The organism is Asticcacaulis sp. (assembly GCF_051956075.1).
In the GTDB taxonomy this organism is placed as follows: Bacteria; Pseudomonadota; Alphaproteobacteria; order Caulobacterales; family Caulobacteraceae; genus Asticcacaulis.
The window spans coordinates 21,992-38,984 of sequence record NZ_JBQCGA010000053.1; the positions used below are offsets into that span (position 1 = coordinate 21,992).

Genomic DNA, 16,993 nt, shown 5'->3' on the forward strand with positions numbered 1-16,993 from the left:
GAATTCACCCTTGCAAGGATGAAATCGTGCGCGGCTCACGCCGCCGCGCCGCATCATGTGCGCGGGTTCGGCTTGCCGGGGGATGAGGATTGCGTATCCCATCATTCGGTCAAGCCCCGATTGATCGGCTCATAGCGCCGGGCATCGTCAAGGCGGAGGAACACCACCTCGCGATTGGCCACCTGGTCGACCTCAGCTGTGTCGTCCCATTTCACTAGCACGTGTTCGTCCTCATTTGCGCGCCGGTTCAAGACGACAACGCCGTGCCTTTCACCGACCCGAACGGCGATGACAGGGCGCTTGATTTCGGACGGATCGTCGACTCTCCGCGGTCGCCCGCGCTTCGGCGCTGCGTTCGCCGCTTCATCGCCCCTCCCCTCTTCGGCCTTGAGCCTTCGCTTCAAGTCCTCGACCGACCGGCGCGTCACCTCGACGTCTCCGGCCAGCCAGGCTTTGACCGCATCAGGATGGAGCTTGTGCAACGACCGCAACTCATAGATCGTTTCCGGCGAGGTCGTGCGGCCGGTCTGGTAAAGCGCCTCGATTTCCGCCGGCGGATTGATCAGAGCCAGATGTTTCGTCACGGTCGACGGCGGAACAGCAAGCTTATGCGCGATCTCGCCAACCTTCATGCCGCAGGCCATCTTGTCCTCCATGAACTGGGCAAGCTCCATGGGCGTCAGGTCCTTACGTTGCAGATTCTCGATCACCTGCTCGAAGTCGCTGGGGACGTTGTCGATCCACGCCGGAATCTGTGTCAGACCCGCCTGAATGGACGCCCGACGACGGCGCGCGCCGAACTTCACCATGTAGTTGCCGGGAATGTTCGGGTGCGGCCTGATCGAGATCGGCACCTTCACGCCGTGAACGCTGATGCTGGCCGCCAACTCAATCAGGTCGTCAAACGCCTTGCGGGGTTGGTCCGGGTCTTCCTGGATCAAATCGATGTCCAACATCAGCGGCTTGCCAGATGCCCGGGCCGCTGCCGGGTCAACAAAGGCATCCAGCGCACTCAGATCGATGGTCCTGCTGTTCATGCCGAAACCCTCCCTGCAACCGCAAGATCCATCCCCTCCAGCACCATATCAAAGACGGGCCGAATTTCCCGCCAGGCGTCACGCGCGCTGGTTTTCGGAAGGTCGGCGACAAACAGGCCGGCGGCCTGGGCTTCGGCGATCGCCGTCCGCTTCTGGATCAGACCGAAGGTGTTCCCCCTCTCCGACCGCTGTGAAAGCAACAGGCTGCCGTAGTTTTTCGCAAGCGCCTGGAAATTGCCCCGTTGAAAGGGGGTCGGTTCAACTAGGTTCGGTAAAATACCAAGGAACCGAAGCTCGGGATTCAAAGTGGATTGGATCAGACCGATGCCATAGCGGTTGTGCCCCAACAGGGCGGTGACGCCTTCGATGGCTTCCTGATTGAGTTGAATCGGCGCCAGGACATGGGTGCCCGCAATCAGGGCGGCGGCATATCGAATATCGGGGTTGGGATTGGTGTCTATGATACAGACGTCGAACCGGCTCCAAGCCTTGAGGGAAGCAAGGAAACGGTTGGCGAAGGCATTGTGCTCTGAAGGACGCCGTTCCAGGCTCGAGAGACGATCATCGCCGCCGACTAAAACCAGCGCGCCGTCGGGCAATGGGGGTGGCCTCTGCGCCTCGAAGACGTCGCTTGCGGTGAATTCAACCACCTCGACTGTTTCGTTTAAACGTAAGGGACGTGACGTGTTCTGCTGGTGATCGAGATCGATGACCAGAACAGTCAGGCCCTGTCGGCGCTGGTAGAGCGCGAATTGCGTGGCCACGGCGCTTTTACCGACCCCGCCCTTTTGATTGGCCAATACGAGAGTTTTCATGCGTCGCCTCGAATATTGTGACGACGCAACCTATCATTTATTTATTAATGCGCTACGCGTTATATATATAACGCAACAGGCAAAGAGACATTTTGCGATATAATGGCGCCTTCTTCGGGATTAAGGCCCAAGACTGAAGACGCAAAGCCCCCTCCCTTGCTTACGGCGTCAAACGCGCCATAGGAGAGCTTGAAGCCTTATATTCACCGCACAGTAAATATTGACTTTTCGCTGAATATTCACTATGCATGCCATATTCACTGCGCAGGAAATATAGCGAATGGATTTGTCGCCTTACGAAGAAGGCATGATCGACAGCTTCCGCAAAACCTGGGACACCCTCCCGGGCACGATCCTCGACGTCCAGGCGCCGAATGACACGAGTGCCGATGCTCTGATCCTGATGACGATCAACGACAGTCAGCTCGTCCTTGTGGTCGAAGTCAAGCGCCAGGTCTTCCCCCGTGACGTCCGCGAGATTCGCTGGCGCCTCGAGCGCGGCTATGGCCGGCAATTCGGGAAGCCAGGTGAGCAACAGTACATTCCGATGATCATGGCCGATGCCATCTCGCCCGGCGCGCGCGAAGATATGCGCCGTGATGGCACCGCCTATTTTGAATCCGGTGGCAGCCTGTTCATTCCCGCCAAGTCCGCCTACATGCTGATCGACAAGCCGTCAGAAAAGGGGGCATCGGCCAAGGCCATGACGACGGTCTTCGAAGGCCAGCGCGCCATGGTCCTGCACGCGATCTGGGAGACTCTGTCGGACGAGCCATGGTTCAGTGTCAAGCAGATCGCCGAGAGCAGTGGCGCATCGACCGGCACCGTATCGGAAACGCTGAACGAACTGGAGCGTCGAGACTGGGTCGAGGCCGTTGGCGCCGGGCCGAACAAGCTGCGTCGCCTGACTAATCCGTCAAACCTGCTCGACGAATGGAAGGCGTACCAACTGACCCAAAGGCCGCCGCAGATGAAACGCTACTTCGTCCCAGGTAAGATTCCAGACATCGTCCGCCAGCTAACCGATGACACGATTGACTACGAAATCACCGGTGAGATGGCTGGCCAGCACTATGCCCCCTATCTGACCAAGGTCTCGACCCTGGTTTGCCGATACACCTATGGTCAGCTTGTCGATCACTTTCTGGAGCAAATCAAAGCCAGGCCGGTGAGTGAAGGCTGGAACTTCGGCATGATCAACATGAGCCAGGCTGTTCACCAATTACGTTTTCATCGGAAGGAAGAGGGCGTCAAGTACGCCTCCCCCCTCCAAACCTATCTCGACCTGCTGCAAGGGTCGGGACGATCCAAAGACCTCGCAGAACACCTGCGCGAACAAAAGCTGAAATACTGATGGCTAAGCACCAAACACACGCCGAACACGACCCGACGATCACTGCTGACTGCGAAAGCGTCCTTGTTACCCTGCTGAGCGGTCTCGGGCCGTGGCGGGACTCGGTTTATCTCGTCGGTGGCCTGGCGCCGCGCTACATCATCGAAGCCCGCCCGCCCGAGGTGCCGGCCCACGCTGGCACCTCCGATGTTGACGTTGTCGTCGACATGGCCGTGCTTGCCAATACTGAAGCCTACAAGAGCCTAGAAGACAACCTACACAAGATGGGTTTCACACGGGTGCTCAAGTCTGATGGCAAGGCGTACAACTGGCGTTGGCAAGTCCTGACCGACAACGGCAACACCATCATCCTCGAGTTCCTGTCATGGGACCCCAAGCGCAAGGAAGGCCACCCCCAGGAGCTGCCGACCGAAGGCGCCATCACCGCCCTCAACATTCCGCATGCCGATATCGTCTTCGATATGAACGACGCTCGCGAAATCTCAGCGCCGTTGTTGGGTGCGGAAGGCAATGCAACGGTCACGGTGCGCCACGCCAACCTGGTCGGGTTCGTGTGCCTGAAAGCACTGGCGCTCGAAGGCCGCGGCGAACGCAAGGACGCCCACGACCTGATTTATTGCCTTGAAAACAACGCTGACGGCATGACCGGCGCGATCGCTCAGTTCAGAGAAGCGCTGCAAGGTCGCCATGCTGAGGTGGTCGCCGAAGCCCTCGCCATCGTCAGACGCAAGTTCGCGGACGACAAGCATGGCCTAGGTTTCCGCAAGGATGGTCCGACCAAGGCCGCGCTGTTTGAACTTGGGAACGGCAGCGGTGAAGTGTATCGTGAAGCCCTGCTATTGCGGCAGCGCGAAATCAACGCCGTCGTCGAGGAATTCCTTGGCCAACTAAACGTCTGAGGGGATGGCAGACAGCAATAAGGCCCCCCGGCCGAAGCCGAGGGGCACGATATTCATGATCAGAACGGGATTTCGTCGTCCAGGTCGGTGCGGGGTTCGTCCCGCTTGGCGCGTTTGGACTTGGCGGCGGCTTTCGGTTCGCTCTGCCCATCATGATGGGCTTGGGCGAGGAGCGAGGTGCTGCCGGTAAGTTCGGCGTTGTGGTACTTGACCCCATCGCGCTCCGACTGGCTGTAGCGGAGTTGGCCCATGAACTGGATCAGGTCGCCCTTCCCGTAGTTCTTTTCGATATAATCGACGCGCTTGTCGCCCCAGACGGTGATGCGATGCCAGGTCGTGCGCTTGACCCATTCGCCATCGCGGCCCTTGTAGCCGTCGTCGGTGGCCAGTGAGAGGGTGGCGAGCCGGGCGCCGTCGTTGAGTGTCCGGCAAACAGGCTTTTCACCAAGGCGGCCAATGAGAGTGACTGTGTTGTTCATCGTAGTCTCCATGATCTTTACCCTTGGGGCCCATCCCCATCGGGCCGCGGCTTCACCGCGATCATGCGACGTGATTGGCCGGCCGAAGCGGCGCGCCACACCCGCAGGGGCGCAACGGAGTGGAGCAGGGCAAAGCCCTTGGGGCGAGACGCAGGCCGGGCTACGTCAAGCATGATTGATCGCGGTGATCTGCGCCCGAAGGCTTAGGTCACTGGGGTCAGATTTGGGGACGGAACAACCCTGCGACGATGGCTGCGGCCAAAGTCGTGCTTCGTCGGGCACGCGTCGCCCGCATCAAGCAATGGCGTCATGCCGCCAGAGGCGTCAAGGCAGGCCGTACCAGGTCGAGCGTCCGCCACCGCGCCGCGCCAACAAGCCCTTGGCGACAAGTGTTGTAAAGGTCGACCCAAGCGTATCCGCACTGGCGCCGCTCTGACGGACCATATTGCGTGTCGTGAACACGGCGATGATGAAGAGGGGATGGGCCAAACGACGTTCGCGCGCGTCGTTCAGCCACGCCACCAGTTCGGCCATGCGGTGGGGTGTATCGAAAGGCGTCGCGGTCTGAGATAACACCCCGATCATCCTGCCGACTGCGTCAAACGCACCGACGTCGTTGCGCACGGTCTTATATTCGCCGCGATGGCGTTCGTCCTTGTCGCTATAATGAAGAAGGTCGCGATGAAGCTGTTTGATATGGTTCTCTGTGACAGGTGTGTCCGACCAGGCGTGATAGACGGTCTCCATCACCTCGGCATAACCCGCCACCTCCTGCTTATCGCGCGTCGCGAACTTGCGGATTTCAAGATTGGCCAGCAGATGTTCGACCTCGCGATATGTCAGCTTGCTCCCCTAGAGACGGGAGGAGGAGCCAATACTTTCGATGGTTGCGATATGGCGGAGGGCGCGGAGCCGTTCCGGCGCCAGGTTTCCGAGCGCGCGCCGCCCCCCCCCTTGAACTCGTCGACCTCAGATAAGAGAGACGGGAGTTCGCTTGTGGCGCTGATGGTCTGGATATTGAGCATGCCGGAATATGTACCGGATTAGACCGGAATACGGGAGCCTATTGGCCCCCTATCCGAAGAACCCGGATGCCTTTGGCGCGGGCCTTGTCCGCCAGGTTTTCCTGAATGCCTGTCCCGCCGTCCACGACGATCACGCCGATGGGCAAGATATCGAGCATCTGGTCGTTGCGCTTGAACGGGGCCGCCTTGCCGTGTCGGGTCCAGTCCGGCTTGAAGGCGATCTGAGTGACCTGACGGTTGTCGGCCCACTTCGCCGCGATCAGCTCCGCGCCTTTGGGTGAGCCCCCGTGGCAAAGGACCATGTCGGGGTGGCGGTCGCGCGTTTTGTCGAGCGCTCTCCAGATGGACTGGTGGTCGGCGCAGTCCAGACCGCCGGTGAAGACGATCTTCGGACCGGCGGGCACAAGCACATCGGTCGACGCCTTCAGTTTGGCAGCCAGGAATTCGCGACTGTCGACCACGGCCGAGGTCATGGCCTTATGATTGACCTGGGAGCCGTATTTCGAACGCCAGGGCGAGCGTGTGTAGGCATGGTAGAGATCGGCTGCCTGATCACGCATAGCTTCCAGAGTATCGCGCCTGGCGGAAATCCCTAGTCCCGCTACGATCAGGCGTTCGAGTTCCACGGAGCGGACCTCCGATCCGTCCTGGTCTTTCTGAGACCGGCGTTGGACGACCTCGTTGTCGTCGAGCTGGCGGTTCAACCGGTCCGCCGCGCGATGGAACAGATTGACCGCGCCCCAAAGGAGGTCCTCAAGGTCTGGCTCCAAGACTGTATCGTCGAAGGTTCCGATGAGCGCGTCCATGATGTCGAGGACGGCGCCTTGCACCTGGACATCCTCCGGGTGCGCACGCGGGTCGGGTTCATCAAGGTTCGGACGATAGCCGTAAAGCTCAAGTTCTGTCAGGTAGTGGTCTGTCGCGCTACCCTGGTGAGCGGGCTCAAGATCGGTGTCGTGATAGGTCATGGGGTCATCCTCGTCTGCTGACCGCGCCCTCGCGGCCTTCATGGCGATGAAAAACCCAAGCCCCTGCGGTCCGCACCGGCCCTGGGGCCGGCCGAAACGCAGAGAAGGATGCCTTCAGGCATTGCAGACCGCAGGGGCTTGGGTTTCGTTCGCCCTCTGAAGAAGGCCGAAGGCGCGTCCTCGACTTAAGAGGACGACCCCATGACCTACCAAAAGGCCGCGGCCTCCGTTCATCAGCTACGCGACTACAAACCGCTCGACGAGACGCTGCGGCAATTGTTCCCTGACACGATGGCCGAGCCGCCCACGCCCGAGCTTCATCAGGTCACTACTGAGGTCATCGAGTTCTGGCGCGATCAGCACGACCTCGACGCCCGCAGCCCGGCCCCGGGCAAACAGGGCGTCGGTCGCCACATCTCCCGCGTGATCGTTGTCGCGGATCACCAACAGAGTGCGCAACTCAGCCGGAAAGAGCAGGGCCGAAAGATGGTTGGCGCTGGTCGCTGAAACGAGCGCAATTGCGGGCATGACGGCGCGCAATGACAGCGTCGTTTCCAGCCCCTCCCCGACCGCCAGAACGTCGCTTGCCGCACCGAACCGGGTCCCGTTGCCAAGTAAATCTCCCTTGGACCGGCGCTTTGGCTCCACGGGCGCCTTCTCGCGACCATCGCGGCGTAGAAAGGTGCGTGAGACACCGGTCAGGTCGTCTTGCAGGTCGGTTATAGACGCGATCAGGCCGGGCCAAAAGACGGGCTTACCGCCTTCGCCCGAACTATGGAAGCATCGTGGGTGGAATCGCAAAGCGTTGAAATCCGGCTGCCAAATTATGCCGCGGCTATTCAGATAGGTTTCCGCAATCGATCCGCGCAAACCTCGGCTTGACGTAAACAGCCGGGCCGCGAACTGCCGGGCATTGGCGCTACGATCGGCGAAACACCGGCGTTCGGACCCTACGACGGGCGTGGGGTCTGGCAAGGCCAGAAACCGGCAGGCTTCCGCCATTACCTCACGGAACTCTGTCAGACCGCGCGCATGTCGGATGATATCGAGCAGATTGCCGTGATCTCCTGTCGCTTCGTCGGACCATTTCCCGGCTGCCCCCTTGCCCGCGGTCGGTCCACGCAAGCGAACGTGCATGGATCGACCGGGAACGCCTGTGGCGTCCCCGATCATCCAATAGTTACCGCTCTTGTGTCCTTTCGACAGGTATGTTCGACAAACCGCATCTGCCCGCGCCGCGAGTTGTTCGGCTATGTCCTGAGCGTCGGGAAAGCGCGTCATGCCGCCTCCTTCTCGCTCACGCGCTCGATCGGAAAGGCGTCGAACAATTTTGCCAACACACCGACGCCGTCGTTTGAGGTCGGGACGAAGAGGCGCAGCTTCCAGGTGATGATTTCCGAGAACAGGCCTAAGGTCTTCAGCTGGTCTCGGCGACTGTCGGCGAAGCCCGACAGCTCAATGCGATGGCTTCCCATAACACGAACCCGGCGAAGCTGAAGGCCATCGGCCAGAGCCAGGAGGGTTTGCCCCTCCATCAAGGCGGCGTGGGCATCGGCAGGTTCGAGATTGACGCCGCCCAAAGCGGTCGCGTTGGCGACCCATGCCGGCGACACCCATCGGCCGACGACGCGTTCGCCCTCGTCGGTCTGGAGGCGATAAACGCGTGTAGAACCGTCCGGAAGCCGGTTCCAGATCGGCAACAGCAGGCCCGACACGACATGGATCACATCGTCGACAAACTCAGGTACGGTGGCCACCTCTGCCTCCCAGGCCTCAACGAATCTCTCGCTGTCAACTTCGCGCCAGCCACTATCACCCATCGATTCCACGGACGTAAAGCGCTCATGCTTTGGTCCCATCAGAACCACCCGCTCCTCTATGCCCCCGTCCTCCAGAATTTGACTTCGTGCTCTTTGCTGAAGGCAGGCGCGCCCCGTTTTTTCATTGACCAGGAACACGCCTCCGCGAGCTTCGGCGGCGTCGAGAATTTCGGCAAGAGACGTCATTTCGCTGCGCCGCCGCCGCGTTATGCTAACCAGCGTCGTTTGTGCGCCCGTCGACGGGTGCTCGTTGATAACGCGCCGGTCAGTAATTCGAAAACTCACGGCCTGCAGGGTCTCCAGACCGATCTCGTAGGCGCCCGATGCGATCGCGCCTTCGATCTTCGCGGATAAAAGGTCTTCGAACGCCGTGAACAGCACATCCTGCATCGAGATGGTCAGAGCGAGCAAACGATTGAGGAAGGTGTTGATCGGCGGCAGGTCGTCCCGGAGACCCATTTCATCACCAAGCTTGAGGCCCGTAATGGCTTCGAATGTGTTGAGCGAGCAACCATTCAGCTTTCCGGAGTAGACAAGCTTGTAAAGCTGACGAAGGGCGTCGCGGCCGTAAACGCTCTCCAGATTGTCCTCTGGCCGGAACAGGCCCTGGCCGCCTGTCTGGCGCTGTCCGCGCGTCAGCGCGCCCAAGGTGTCCAGTCTGCGGGCGATGGTTGCCAGAAACCTGCGCTCGGCCTTCACGTTGGTCGCAATGGGCCGGAACAATGGCGGCTGCGCCTGATTGGTGCGATTTGTGCGCCCGAGGCCTTGTACCGCCGCGTCCGCCTTCCAGCCGAATTCAAGCAGATAGTGGACACGTAGGCGCTGGTTTCTTGCCGACAGCTCGGCATGGTAGCTGCGACCAGTTCCACCGGCCTCGCTGAAGATCAGGATCTGTTTCTGGTCGTCCATGAAGGCTTGGGCTTCTACCAGGTTGGCCGCGCCCGGTCGGCTTTCGACGACGAAGCGCTCGCCTTTGCGGACGATGCGCCGCGAACGGCCGGTGACTTCGGCCACCATGTCGGTTCCGAAGTGCTGGACAATCTGATCGAGCGCTCCCGGCACGGCCGGCAGACTGGCGAGCTTTTCGATCAGGCCGTCGCGCTTGGCCACCGCGTCGCGGCATTCGACAGGCTGGCCATCGGCATAGACCGGGCGCGACACGATCTTCCCGTCGTCGGTCGAAAAAGGTTCATAGAGTTGCACGGGAAAGGAGTGGCGCAGGTAATCGAGGACATATTCCCTGGGGGTGATATCGACCTGGATATCGTTCCATTCGTCTGTCGGCGTCTCGGACAGTCGGCGTTCGGTCAGCGCCTCCCCGGTCGAAACGATCTGGATGACGGCGCAATGCCCTTCATCCAGGTTCTGCCGGATCGCCTTCAACAAGGTTGGCGTCTTCATCGAGGTCAGCAGATGACCGAAAAACCGCTGTTTCGTGCTCTCGAACGCGCTCTTGGCAGCCGACTTGGCCTGGCGGTTCATTGTCCCATTATCGCCGGTGACATTCGCCGCCTTCATAGCCGCGTCGAGATTGTTATGGATGACGCCGAAGGCGCCCGCGTAGGCGTCGTAAATGCGCACCTGCTCCGGGCTCAGATCGTGGACCAGCATATCATATTCCACACCCTCAAAGGACAATGAGCGAGCGGTATAGAGGCCCATGGAGCGTAGATCGCGCGCCAGGACCTCCATGGCCGCGACGCCGCCGTTCTCGATGGCCGAGATGAAATCTCCACGCGTGGCGAACGGGAAATCCTCGCCCCCCCACAAGCCCAGACGTTGGGCATAGGCGAGGTTATGAACATTGGTCGCGCCGGTGGCGGAGACATAGACGACACGGGCATCCGGCAGCGCATGCTGAAGACGAAGACCCGCCCTGCCCTGCTGCGAGGCATCGGCCTCGCCCCATTCGGACGCACCGCCCGCTGCATTTTGCATGGCATGGCTTTCGTCGAAGATGATGACCCCGTCGAAGTCTCGGCCAAGCCAATCGACAATCTGCTGGATGCGCGACGCCTTGGTTCCGCGTTCCTCGGACCGAAGGGTTGCGTAGGTGGTGAACAGTACCGCCTCGTCCACCGTAATGGCGCGCCCAGGCTTCCAGCGCGATAGAGGGGTGACTTCCAACCGCTCACGCCCGAGCGCCGACCAGTCGCGCTGCGCGTCCTCAAGAAGCTTGTCGGACTTGGAGATCCACAGGGCTTTGCGCCGGCCCTTCAGCCAGTTATCGAGAATGATGGCCGCCGATTGCCGGCCCTTCCCCGCCCCCGTGCCGTCGCCGAGGAACCAACCCCTGCGGAAACGAAAGGCGCCGTCCGCGCCCTCGCTGGCCGCCGCCAGAACGTCAAAGCTCTCGTCGACGGTCCACCAGCCGGAAAGATGCGCACTATGCGCTTCCCCGGCATAGATCACCGATTCCAGTTGGGCGTCCGACAAAAGACCCGTCTGGACCGCCCCGGCCGGGAGCAAAGGCCGATAGGTGGGCTTAGGCGGCGCAACGGACGCCATCGCGGCGGACTGCACCAGCTGCGTTGGGTGCGGCTTGGAGTCCGGAATGGCGATGGTCTGGAGACTATATGGCTCGTAAATCGCGTCAGAGAGCCGTACAGCGGCCTCGGGCGCCCATTCCTTCACCACGTAGGCCAATTCGACGCCCTTGGCTTCCTGAGGCTCGTAGGCGGGCTTCTGGCGACGCAAGACCGTGGAGCCTGGGGACTTATTGCCTGTCGGACCGGCTCGATCGCGTGCTACCGGAGCCGTAAGGGAGAGCAGCGGACGTTGCGGAACGTGGCTGACGACCCAGCTCAGCAGGGTTTCCACATCTGGAGCGACGCCGAGCGAGGGCGGCAGGAGGGTTGGATCGTGCGCCGGTATTTTCTCGATTACGGTCAAGCGCGTCTCCACGGTCGTGCCGTGACGCGCATAGACGCTTCCATCGATGGCCGAGCTAAACACGATCCGCCCGACTTGCTGAAGATCGACGAAGGCTTCACGCCAGGCCGGTTCGTCGGGAGACAGGGACGCGCCTGTAATGGCCACCAGGCGGCCGCCGCTGGCCAGACGAGCAAGCGCCGAACGGATATGCTTCATCGCCGCGCCCCGCACGGACCCGCTCACACCTTTCAGCACCGAAAATGGCGGATTCATCAAGACGACGGTCGGTTTCGTAGCCGGGTCAAGATAATCGTCAAGCTGCGCGGCGTCGAAGCGCGACCGTGCGGCGTCCGGAAACAAACGGTCGAGCACCTCGGCGCGGCCGGGCTCGAGCTCGTTGAGGATAAGTCCGGCGCCCATCATTTCCGCCAGGATCGCCAGCATGCCGGTGCCGGCGGACGGTTCGAGGACCGTATCGGAGTCGGTAATCATGGCTGCCGCCGCCGCGACCCAGCCAAGGGGAAGCGGCGTAGAAAACTGCTGATAGGTCTGACTGTCGATTGAGCGCTTCGTGTGGGTTGGCGCCAGGGCGGCAACCTTGTGGAGGGTTGGCAATAGAGCCGAGGCCGGCGGCGTCTTGCGTCGCAGGGCAGCCCCATACTTGCGGATGAACAGCACGCTGGCCACCTCGCACGCATCGTAGGCGCTCTTCCAGTCCCAGGCGCCTTCGCTGTCGCTCCCCCCGAAGGCATCGGTCATGACATTGCGGAGGAGAACGGCGTCCAGTCGACCGCCCGTTTCCATAGTGGGCAAAAGGGCCGTGGCTGCATCGAGGGTTGCCTGGGCGGCGGCGGACGCCGCAGACGACGTCGTGGGGTGGGCCGCGGCGAGGCAGGCGGTGGAAACGGGAGCATTCATGGGAGTTGTCCTTATGGCGTTGACAGTGCGAGCCCCGGCCTCTCTCGAAGCCCTGGGAACTCGCTCCTCCCTCGCCCCCTCTCCCTTTCCCCGACGGCATGAAAATAGCGCCCAACCTTACGGTTGGACGCTGGAGCTTCGTCGCACCCCCGATCAGTCGATGGCGCCGAAAATGACCCGCGCTTCGGGATGGTCTGCGGCGTAGTCGTACAGGCGGTAATAGCCCTCGGACAGCAGGTCCGATCCGTACTGGAAGGACAGATGGGAGAAGGTGAACAGGGTTGCGATGATACCCGCGGCCTCTGCGGAAGCCTCACCTTCAAATCCATTGGTGTCGCAAGCTATGCGGTAGCGTTCCTTGGTCGGCGGGGCCAAGAACAGGGGGGCGCCTGCGAGCGCGAAGAAGTCCCAGAGGCCGCCCTGGTAGTCTTCGGGGCTCAGGCGGCCCATGAAACCATAAACGGTAGTCTCGGCGACGATGATGTGCCGCCCTCCGAAGAGGGTCGGCAGGAACATCTCCCGGTCCGTTTCGCTGACGATCTGGGCGACGCCGCGAACACTTGCGGGGGTGGTGTGGGTCAACATGGTGTCTCCTGTTGGAAAGGGGCTGTGAGCGCCACCGGTTGCTCTGTGACTACCGGCGGCTTCCCTTCCGACGCCCCCTCTTCCTCTCGATGACGCGGCCGCAGACGCGTCGGGCCCAGCGCCTTGGCGCGCATCAGCCGTGGAACCGGCCATCCTCAGCGAAGCGGTATTGATTTGCTTCAATCGCCTCGTCGATCGCGCTGTCGGCGTTCAGGTGGTCGAAGTCCTGTTCCAGACGACGATAGAGCCAGCGCGCGAGATCGCGCAGGCATTCCGTCACAACCCCCTCGGCGTCGCGTGTCATGCCCTGGCCTAGATCATGGGTCCGCTCGACGTCCACGATCATGCAATATTCGTGGTAATAGTGACCGCGATGACGGGCATGTGCCGCCAGCTGGTAGAAGTTGCGGCGCTGGACCTCCCCCAGGCGGTCCGCGATCCTGTGCAGGTCGGAATCCGAAGGGGCATGGGCGCGAATAGCCTTGGACGCGCCCGTCCGATAGCGGTAATCACCCTCAAAGCAGGCGCCGTCTCCTTGGCTCCAGAAGCCCCGGAAGTAGATACGGGGCTTTTGACGCGCGCCGCCGCCCATGAGGCGGACGCTCGATGTCCCAAGGGCGATGCCGAGCTGGTCGCAGATGATCTCAAAATCATCATAGACAAACTCGTACCAGGGATAGTCCAAGGCGCCATCCCGGTACCATTCGCGCGCCCTTCCCTTGGCCTCGTCCGTCAGCTCTTCGAACCTATAAACGGTGATCGCGCACTGCTCAGGCATGGTCGTCGTCTCCGTGCAGGGCTGCGGCCAGCCATTCGAAGGTGGACAGCCAGGCGACGGTTTCGCGTTTGCCGAGATCGATCACCTGGGCGCCGCCGCCGAAGCCATCAAGGCGCGCTTTCGAACAGGTGTTGGCGTATTCGAAGCCCCACAGACCTTTAAGATCGAAGGCTTCGGCGCAACGCAAAACAAACGCGATCAACGCCTCGACGTCACCTGCGCCGCCGTCATCCAGAAATAGCGTCGACGAACCAGGCTCGGGATCGAGACTTAAGTGAAAGCCCCCGCTCCAGATGATGTCCTCATGTGCCTCGGGGTCCTTGTTGAAGAGCTCGTACGCGAGCAAGGCGTTCTCGATTGTGGTCACGTCGAGAGCGCACGAAAACTGTGTGTAATAATCGGCCATGCCGACCTCCATAATGAAAAGCCCGGCGCGGCGGCCGGGCGTATTGGTTGCTGTGGGGGCGCCCAGATCCGATGGGCCGTCGTTGTTCCAGCGACGGCTAAGAGGGTCAGTCAGCGATGGCGGCATCGCCGACGACGATGAGAGGCGGGATGGGCGCATCCGCCTTGTCGAAATAGGCAAGGACCGCCTCGAAGGCGCCGAGACGTCTTACGACGTCAGCACCGATGAGCGTGACGTCCTCTTCGTCAGCGAGATAGGTCTCGGGGTTTCCGGTTCCGGTGAAGACGACGCGATGGGCCGCCCATTGGCCCGGATAACCGCCAGACCAGCGCGCAAAAGGCAGACCCTTGCGCACGCAAAAGGCCTCCAGTTCCTCGAAACGGCCCCAGGGGACGTCATGAGCGCAAAGGCGAAGCGGGCGCCCTATAGCACGGTCCGAAGGCTGAAATGCCTCGCCATCCCATTCGACGCAGAGGCCCTCCTGTTGAATATGCAGCGTGAGTTCGGAAAATGCGTCGGGAGCAACCCTGCCCCCGATGGTGATCGACGCGGAAACGCGGTCAGCCATGATAAATCTCCTGACAATGGTGTTGGTGAAAAAAGGAGGAGGACCCGCTCACCGGCCCCCCTCCCCTGCCTCACTCGGCCGCGACGGGCGCCGGATCGGCTTCTTCGTCGGCGAGATCAGCGCCGTCCTCGAGGAACGCCGGAAGAGCGTCGGTCGCGGCTTGGGGATCGGCGTCGGTCGATTCCGACCCCCGCAGGACTTCCGGCAGCCAGCCCGTGTCGGCCAGCAGGCGCTCCGCCTCCACGACCATGTCGCCTTTTTTCAGGTGATCGATCATTTGCGCTTTACGGTCGCCACAGCCTTCGCGAACGGCCTCTAGTATCCGTGCGCGGGGAACACGATTGAGGTAGGTTTCCGCCGTCGGACGCCAGCCCAGAGCGACGAGATCGAGGTCGGTTGCCCGGGCGACCCGCATCGCTTGCTTTAGCCGGATATCGAGACTGTGTTCGGTGACGCCGGCGCCGTAGGGATTGGGCCTTTCTTTGATCGCATTGACGCCGAAACTGACGCAAAAGGCGAGGAGTTCGGACCTGACATCATCGGTTTCTCCGTCGAGCCAGTCCCAGAGCGCCTGGTCGTCAGCAGGAATGACGTCGCCCCAAAGCGAATGACGATGGGCCATCGCCTCGGCCGGGACGGTTTCATTCAGGCCCTTTGGCGCGATATTGACCATGGAGGGATGGAATACCGAGACCTGCAGGCAAGATCCGCCGTGCTGAAGATGGAAGGTATCGCTCACCAGCTTGTGCAACAGCATGGTCATCGCCACGCGGGGATTACGCGCCACCGCATCGCGCAGAGCGACTGTTCGGTAAGCGGTCAGTTCGAGGATCAGCTTTTCCGGAATTGGGCGCACGACATCGCCCTCGTCTTCCTCAGCCGCCGGTGCGGGCGCGTGCGCTGAACCGATCGCAATGATTGCCGCCGGCTTTGCGGAGTCTTGCGCATCGCCGTCATCAGCCGGATCGTCACCCTGCGGGTCTTCGGTCAATTCGTCTTCCGGCCGGATGTAGCCGCGCAGGATCTGCGGGCTGCCGGCGCGATCGACCGTGACAATGACCCCTGCCCTGCCGATTTCGGCGGCATCGAATTTGGCGGTATCCTGGGGACCTTCGAACGCCTCGATTTTTGTCTCTAGCTCGCCCAGGCGAGCATCGATTTCGTCCGGCAGTTCGTCCCAGTCGCTGTATTCATCGTTCAGCGCATCGTATTCGACTTTCAGGGCGTTGAGAACGGCTTGATCGTCCTCGTTGAGGTCTGCGCCAGTCGGGTCGAGCTTCCGCAGGCCGTAAAGATGATCGAATGGGAGGCTCGGCAGGACTTCGACCCACTTCCAGCCTTCGATCGCAACCTCATCAGCTATTGCGTGGAGCTTGTCGCCGACGAGGCGGTCGAGCAACACCGCGTCCTGAAGCCAACCACTTTCGTCCGCACTGAAGAGGTCGCGCAAAACGGCCCCGCCCGCAGCTTCATAGGCCTCTACGCCGATAAAAACGGCGCGGCGGTCGGTAGTTGCGACGGCTGAGTCCGTCAGGTGTCGACGGATATGATAGGCCTCGCGCATATAGGCGGGGACGGCCTTAAGCTGTTGCCAAAGCTCTTCCTGACGTTGGTGATCTCCCGTGACGGAAAACGCCGTCAGTTGGTCCAGGCTTAATTCGTCCGCCGCATAGAGGTTTAGGAGCGCCGGTGACACGGAGGCAAGGCGCAGGCGTTGGCGAACAACCGAGACACTGACGAAATAGCGCGCCGCGATGTCTTCCTCGCTCATGTTCTGCCGACGAAGCGCGAGAAAGGCGCGATATTGATCGAGAGGGTGCAACGCGACCCGGTGGGTGTTTTCTGCGAGGCTATCGTCCTCAAGCGAGGTGTCGCTGGTCTGGCTCTTGATCACACACGGAATAGGCGCCGTTTTGGGTAAGCGCTTGGCCTTCACAAGTTGCTCCAGCGCGCGGAAGCGCCGGCCGCCGGCGGGCACCTCATATTTGCCGGTTTCGGCTCCCTCTTCGTCCAGAATGGGGCGAACATTCAGGCTTTGCAGTAAGCCGCGAACGGCGATGTCTTCGCGCAGATCGTCGAGCGAGACGCCGGCATGGATCTGACGAACATTGGCTTGGGATAGGACGAGCTTGTTGAAGGGGATATCGAGCGAGCGGCTCAGCGGGATGAGGTTTTTCGTCGTGGTCATCGGATAGCTCCAAACGGGCGCCGAAAGACTCTCTTTCGACCTCCAACCCGTCGGAAACCTCGAAGCGACCTTTTCCTCTCAGTTCCTGCCTGACCATCAAGCAGGGAACGGCGTAAGACGGGGCGCAAAGCGTCCCTAACGCCGACCTTCCTAAACAGACTTAAATCAAAATCATCAAAGCCTGGTTAGAGCGTTAAGAGAGATATATTTAGAAAGTTAAGGGTCCGAATATTTAACAAATATTATTTATAAACAGATACTTAAACGAAGCGAGCGTTC

14 protein-coding genes are annotated in these 16,993 nt (G+C 61.1%); 2 read left to right on the forward strand and 12 right to left on the reverse strand.

Annotation, left to right across the window (positions count from 1 at the left end):
- Positions 1-101: 101 nt before the first annotated feature.
- On the reverse strand, positions 102-1,037 hold the full coding sequence (locus ACTHLA_RS13140) for a ParB/RepB/Spo0J family partition protein (protein ID WP_440190002.1): 936 nt from the start codon (positions 1,035-1,037) through the stop codon (positions 102-104).
- Positions 1,034-1,852: a ParA family protein gene (locus ACTHLA_RS13145; protein WP_440190005.1), complete on the reverse strand. Its 819-nt coding sequence runs from the start codon at positions 1,850-1,852 to the stop codon at positions 1,034-1,036. Before ACTHLA_RS13145 ends, ACTHLA_RS13140 begins: the two co-directional genes overlap by 4 nt.
- A 307-nt stretch (positions 1,853-2,159) precedes the next feature.
- Here ACTHLA_RS13145 and ACTHLA_RS13150 point away from each other — a divergent pair, with 307 nt between their 5' ends.
- Together ACTHLA_RS13150 and ACTHLA_RS13155 are read left to right on the forward strand one after the other, a co-directional pair.
- A complete protein-coding gene (locus ACTHLA_RS13150; RefSeq protein ID WP_440190008.1) occupies positions 2,160-3,206 on the forward strand; it encodes a hypothetical protein in 1,047 nt (348 codons plus the stop codon).
- The gene (locus ACTHLA_RS13155) at positions 3,206-4,105 is read left to right on the forward strand and encodes a GSU2403 family nucleotidyltransferase fold protein (RefSeq protein WP_440190011.1); all 900 of its coding nucleotides are present in this window, start codon (positions 3,206-3,208) and stop codon (positions 4,103-4,105) included. The genes ACTHLA_RS13150 and ACTHLA_RS13155 overlap by 1 nt, the downstream gene beginning before the upstream one ends.
- Positions 4,106-4,164: 59 nt before the next feature.
- Here the strand turns inward: ACTHLA_RS13155 and ACTHLA_RS13160 are convergent, their stop codons facing one another.
- The 10 genes from ACTHLA_RS13160 to ACTHLA_RS13205 form a co-directional block, all read right to left on the reverse strand.
- Complete coding sequence (locus tag ACTHLA_RS13160) at positions 4,165-4,584, reverse strand: single-stranded DNA-binding protein (protein WP_440190014.1); 420 nt, start codon at positions 4,582-4,584, stop codon at positions 4,165-4,167.
- 324 nt (positions 4,585-4,908) lie between these two features.
- A complete protein-coding gene (locus tag ACTHLA_RS13165; RefSeq protein ID WP_440190017.1) occupies positions 4,909-5,352 on the reverse strand; it encodes a Fic family protein in 444 nt (147 codons plus the stop codon).
- A gap of 295 nt (positions 5,353-5,647) precedes the next feature.
- On the reverse strand, positions 5,648-6,577 hold the full coding sequence (locus tag ACTHLA_RS13170) for a DUF2493 domain-containing protein (RefSeq protein ID WP_440190020.1): 930 nt from the start codon (positions 6,575-6,577) through the stop codon (positions 5,648-5,650).
- Between the two features lie 237 nt (positions 6,578-6,814).
- Positions 6,815-7,858, reverse strand: a complete 1,044-nt coding sequence (locus ACTHLA_RS13175; protein WP_440190022.1) for a DUF7146 domain-containing protein — start codon at positions 7,856-7,858, stop codon at positions 6,815-6,817.
- The gene (locus tag ACTHLA_RS13180; protein WP_440190024.1) at positions 7,855-12,189 is read right to left on the reverse strand and encodes a strawberry notch-like NTP hydrolase domain-containing protein; all 4,335 of its coding nucleotides are present in this window, start codon (positions 12,187-12,189) and stop codon (positions 7,855-7,857) included. Before ACTHLA_RS13180 ends, ACTHLA_RS13175 begins: the two co-directional genes overlap by 4 nt.
- Positions 12,190-12,342: 153 nt before the next feature.
- Positions 12,343-12,774: an antirestriction protein gene (locus ACTHLA_RS13185; RefSeq protein ID WP_440190027.1), complete on the reverse strand. Its 432-nt coding sequence runs from the start codon at positions 12,772-12,774 to the stop codon at positions 12,343-12,345.
- A gap of 133 nt (positions 12,775-12,907) precedes the next feature.
- On the reverse strand, positions 12,908-13,552 hold the full coding sequence (locus ACTHLA_RS13190) for an antitoxin of toxin-antitoxin stability system (protein WP_440190030.1): 645 nt from the start codon (positions 13,550-13,552) through the stop codon (positions 12,908-12,910).
- A complete protein-coding gene (locus ACTHLA_RS13195) occupies positions 13,545-13,958 on the reverse strand; it encodes a hypothetical protein (protein ID WP_440190033.1) in 414 nt (137 codons plus the stop codon). The genes ACTHLA_RS13190 and ACTHLA_RS13195 overlap by 8 nt, the downstream gene beginning before the upstream one ends.
- A 106-nt stretch (positions 13,959-14,064) precedes the next feature.
- Entirely contained in the window at positions 14,065-14,526 is a 462-nt protein-coding gene (locus tag ACTHLA_RS13200) for a hypothetical protein (protein WP_440190036.1), read from the reverse strand.
- Between the two features lie 70 nt (positions 14,527-14,596).
- Positions 14,597-16,714: a ParB/RepB/Spo0J family partition protein gene (locus tag ACTHLA_RS13205; protein WP_440190039.1), complete on the reverse strand. Its 2,118-nt coding sequence runs from the start codon at positions 16,712-16,714 to the stop codon at positions 14,597-14,599.
- Between the last annotated feature and the right edge of the window lie 279 nt (positions 16,715-16,993).

Excerpts from the sequence above, each read along its gene's own strand:
- ACTHLA_RS13140 (WP_440190002.1), bottom strand. The coding sequence starts at position 1,037 with ATGAACAGCAGGACCATCGATCTGAGTGCGCTGGATGCCTTTGTTGAC.
- ACTHLA_RS13145 (WP_440190005.1), bottom strand. The coding sequence starts at position 1,852 with ATGAAAACTCTCGTATTGGCCAATCAAAAGGGCGGGGTCGGTAAAAGC.
- ACTHLA_RS13150 (WP_440190008.1), top strand. The coding sequence starts at position 2,160 with ATGATCGACAGCTTCCGCAAAACCTGGGACACCCTCCCGGGCACGATC.
- ACTHLA_RS13155 (WP_440190011.1), top strand. The coding sequence starts at position 3,206 with ATGGCTAAGCACCAAACACACGCCGAACACGACCCGACGATCACTGCT.
- ACTHLA_RS13160 (WP_440190014.1), bottom strand. The coding sequence starts at position 4,584 with ATGAACAACACAGTCACTCTCATTGGCCGCCTTGGTGAAAAGCCTGTT.
- ACTHLA_RS13170 (WP_440190020.1), bottom strand. The coding sequence starts at position 6,577 with ATGACCTATCACGACACCGATCTTGAGCCCGCTCACCAGGGTAGCGCG.
- ACTHLA_RS13175 (WP_440190022.1), bottom strand. The coding sequence starts at position 7,858 with ATGACGCGCTTTCCCGACGCTCAGGACATAGCCGAACAACTCGCGGCG.
- ACTHLA_RS13180 (WP_440190024.1), bottom strand. The coding sequence starts at position 12,189 with ATGAATGCTCCCGTTTCCACCGCCTGCCTCGCCGCGGCCCACCCCACG.
- ACTHLA_RS13185 (WP_440190027.1), bottom strand. The coding sequence starts at position 12,774 with ATGTTGACCCACACCACCCCCGCAAGTGTTCGCGGCGTCGCCCAGATC.
- ACTHLA_RS13190 (WP_440190030.1), bottom strand. The coding sequence starts at position 13,552 with ATGCCTGAGCAGTGCGCGATCACCGTTTATAGGTTCGAAGAGCTGACG.
- ACTHLA_RS13195 (WP_440190033.1), bottom strand. The coding sequence starts at position 13,958 with ATGGCCGATTATTACACACAGTTTTCGTGCGCTCTCGACGTGACCACA.
- ACTHLA_RS13200 (WP_440190036.1), bottom strand. The coding sequence starts at position 14,526 with ATGGCTGACCGCGTTTCCGCGTCGATCACCATCGGGGGCAGGGTTGCT.
- ACTHLA_RS13205 (WP_440190039.1), bottom strand. The coding sequence starts at position 16,714 with ATGACCACGACGAAAAACCTCATCCCGCTGAGCCGCTCGCTCGATATC.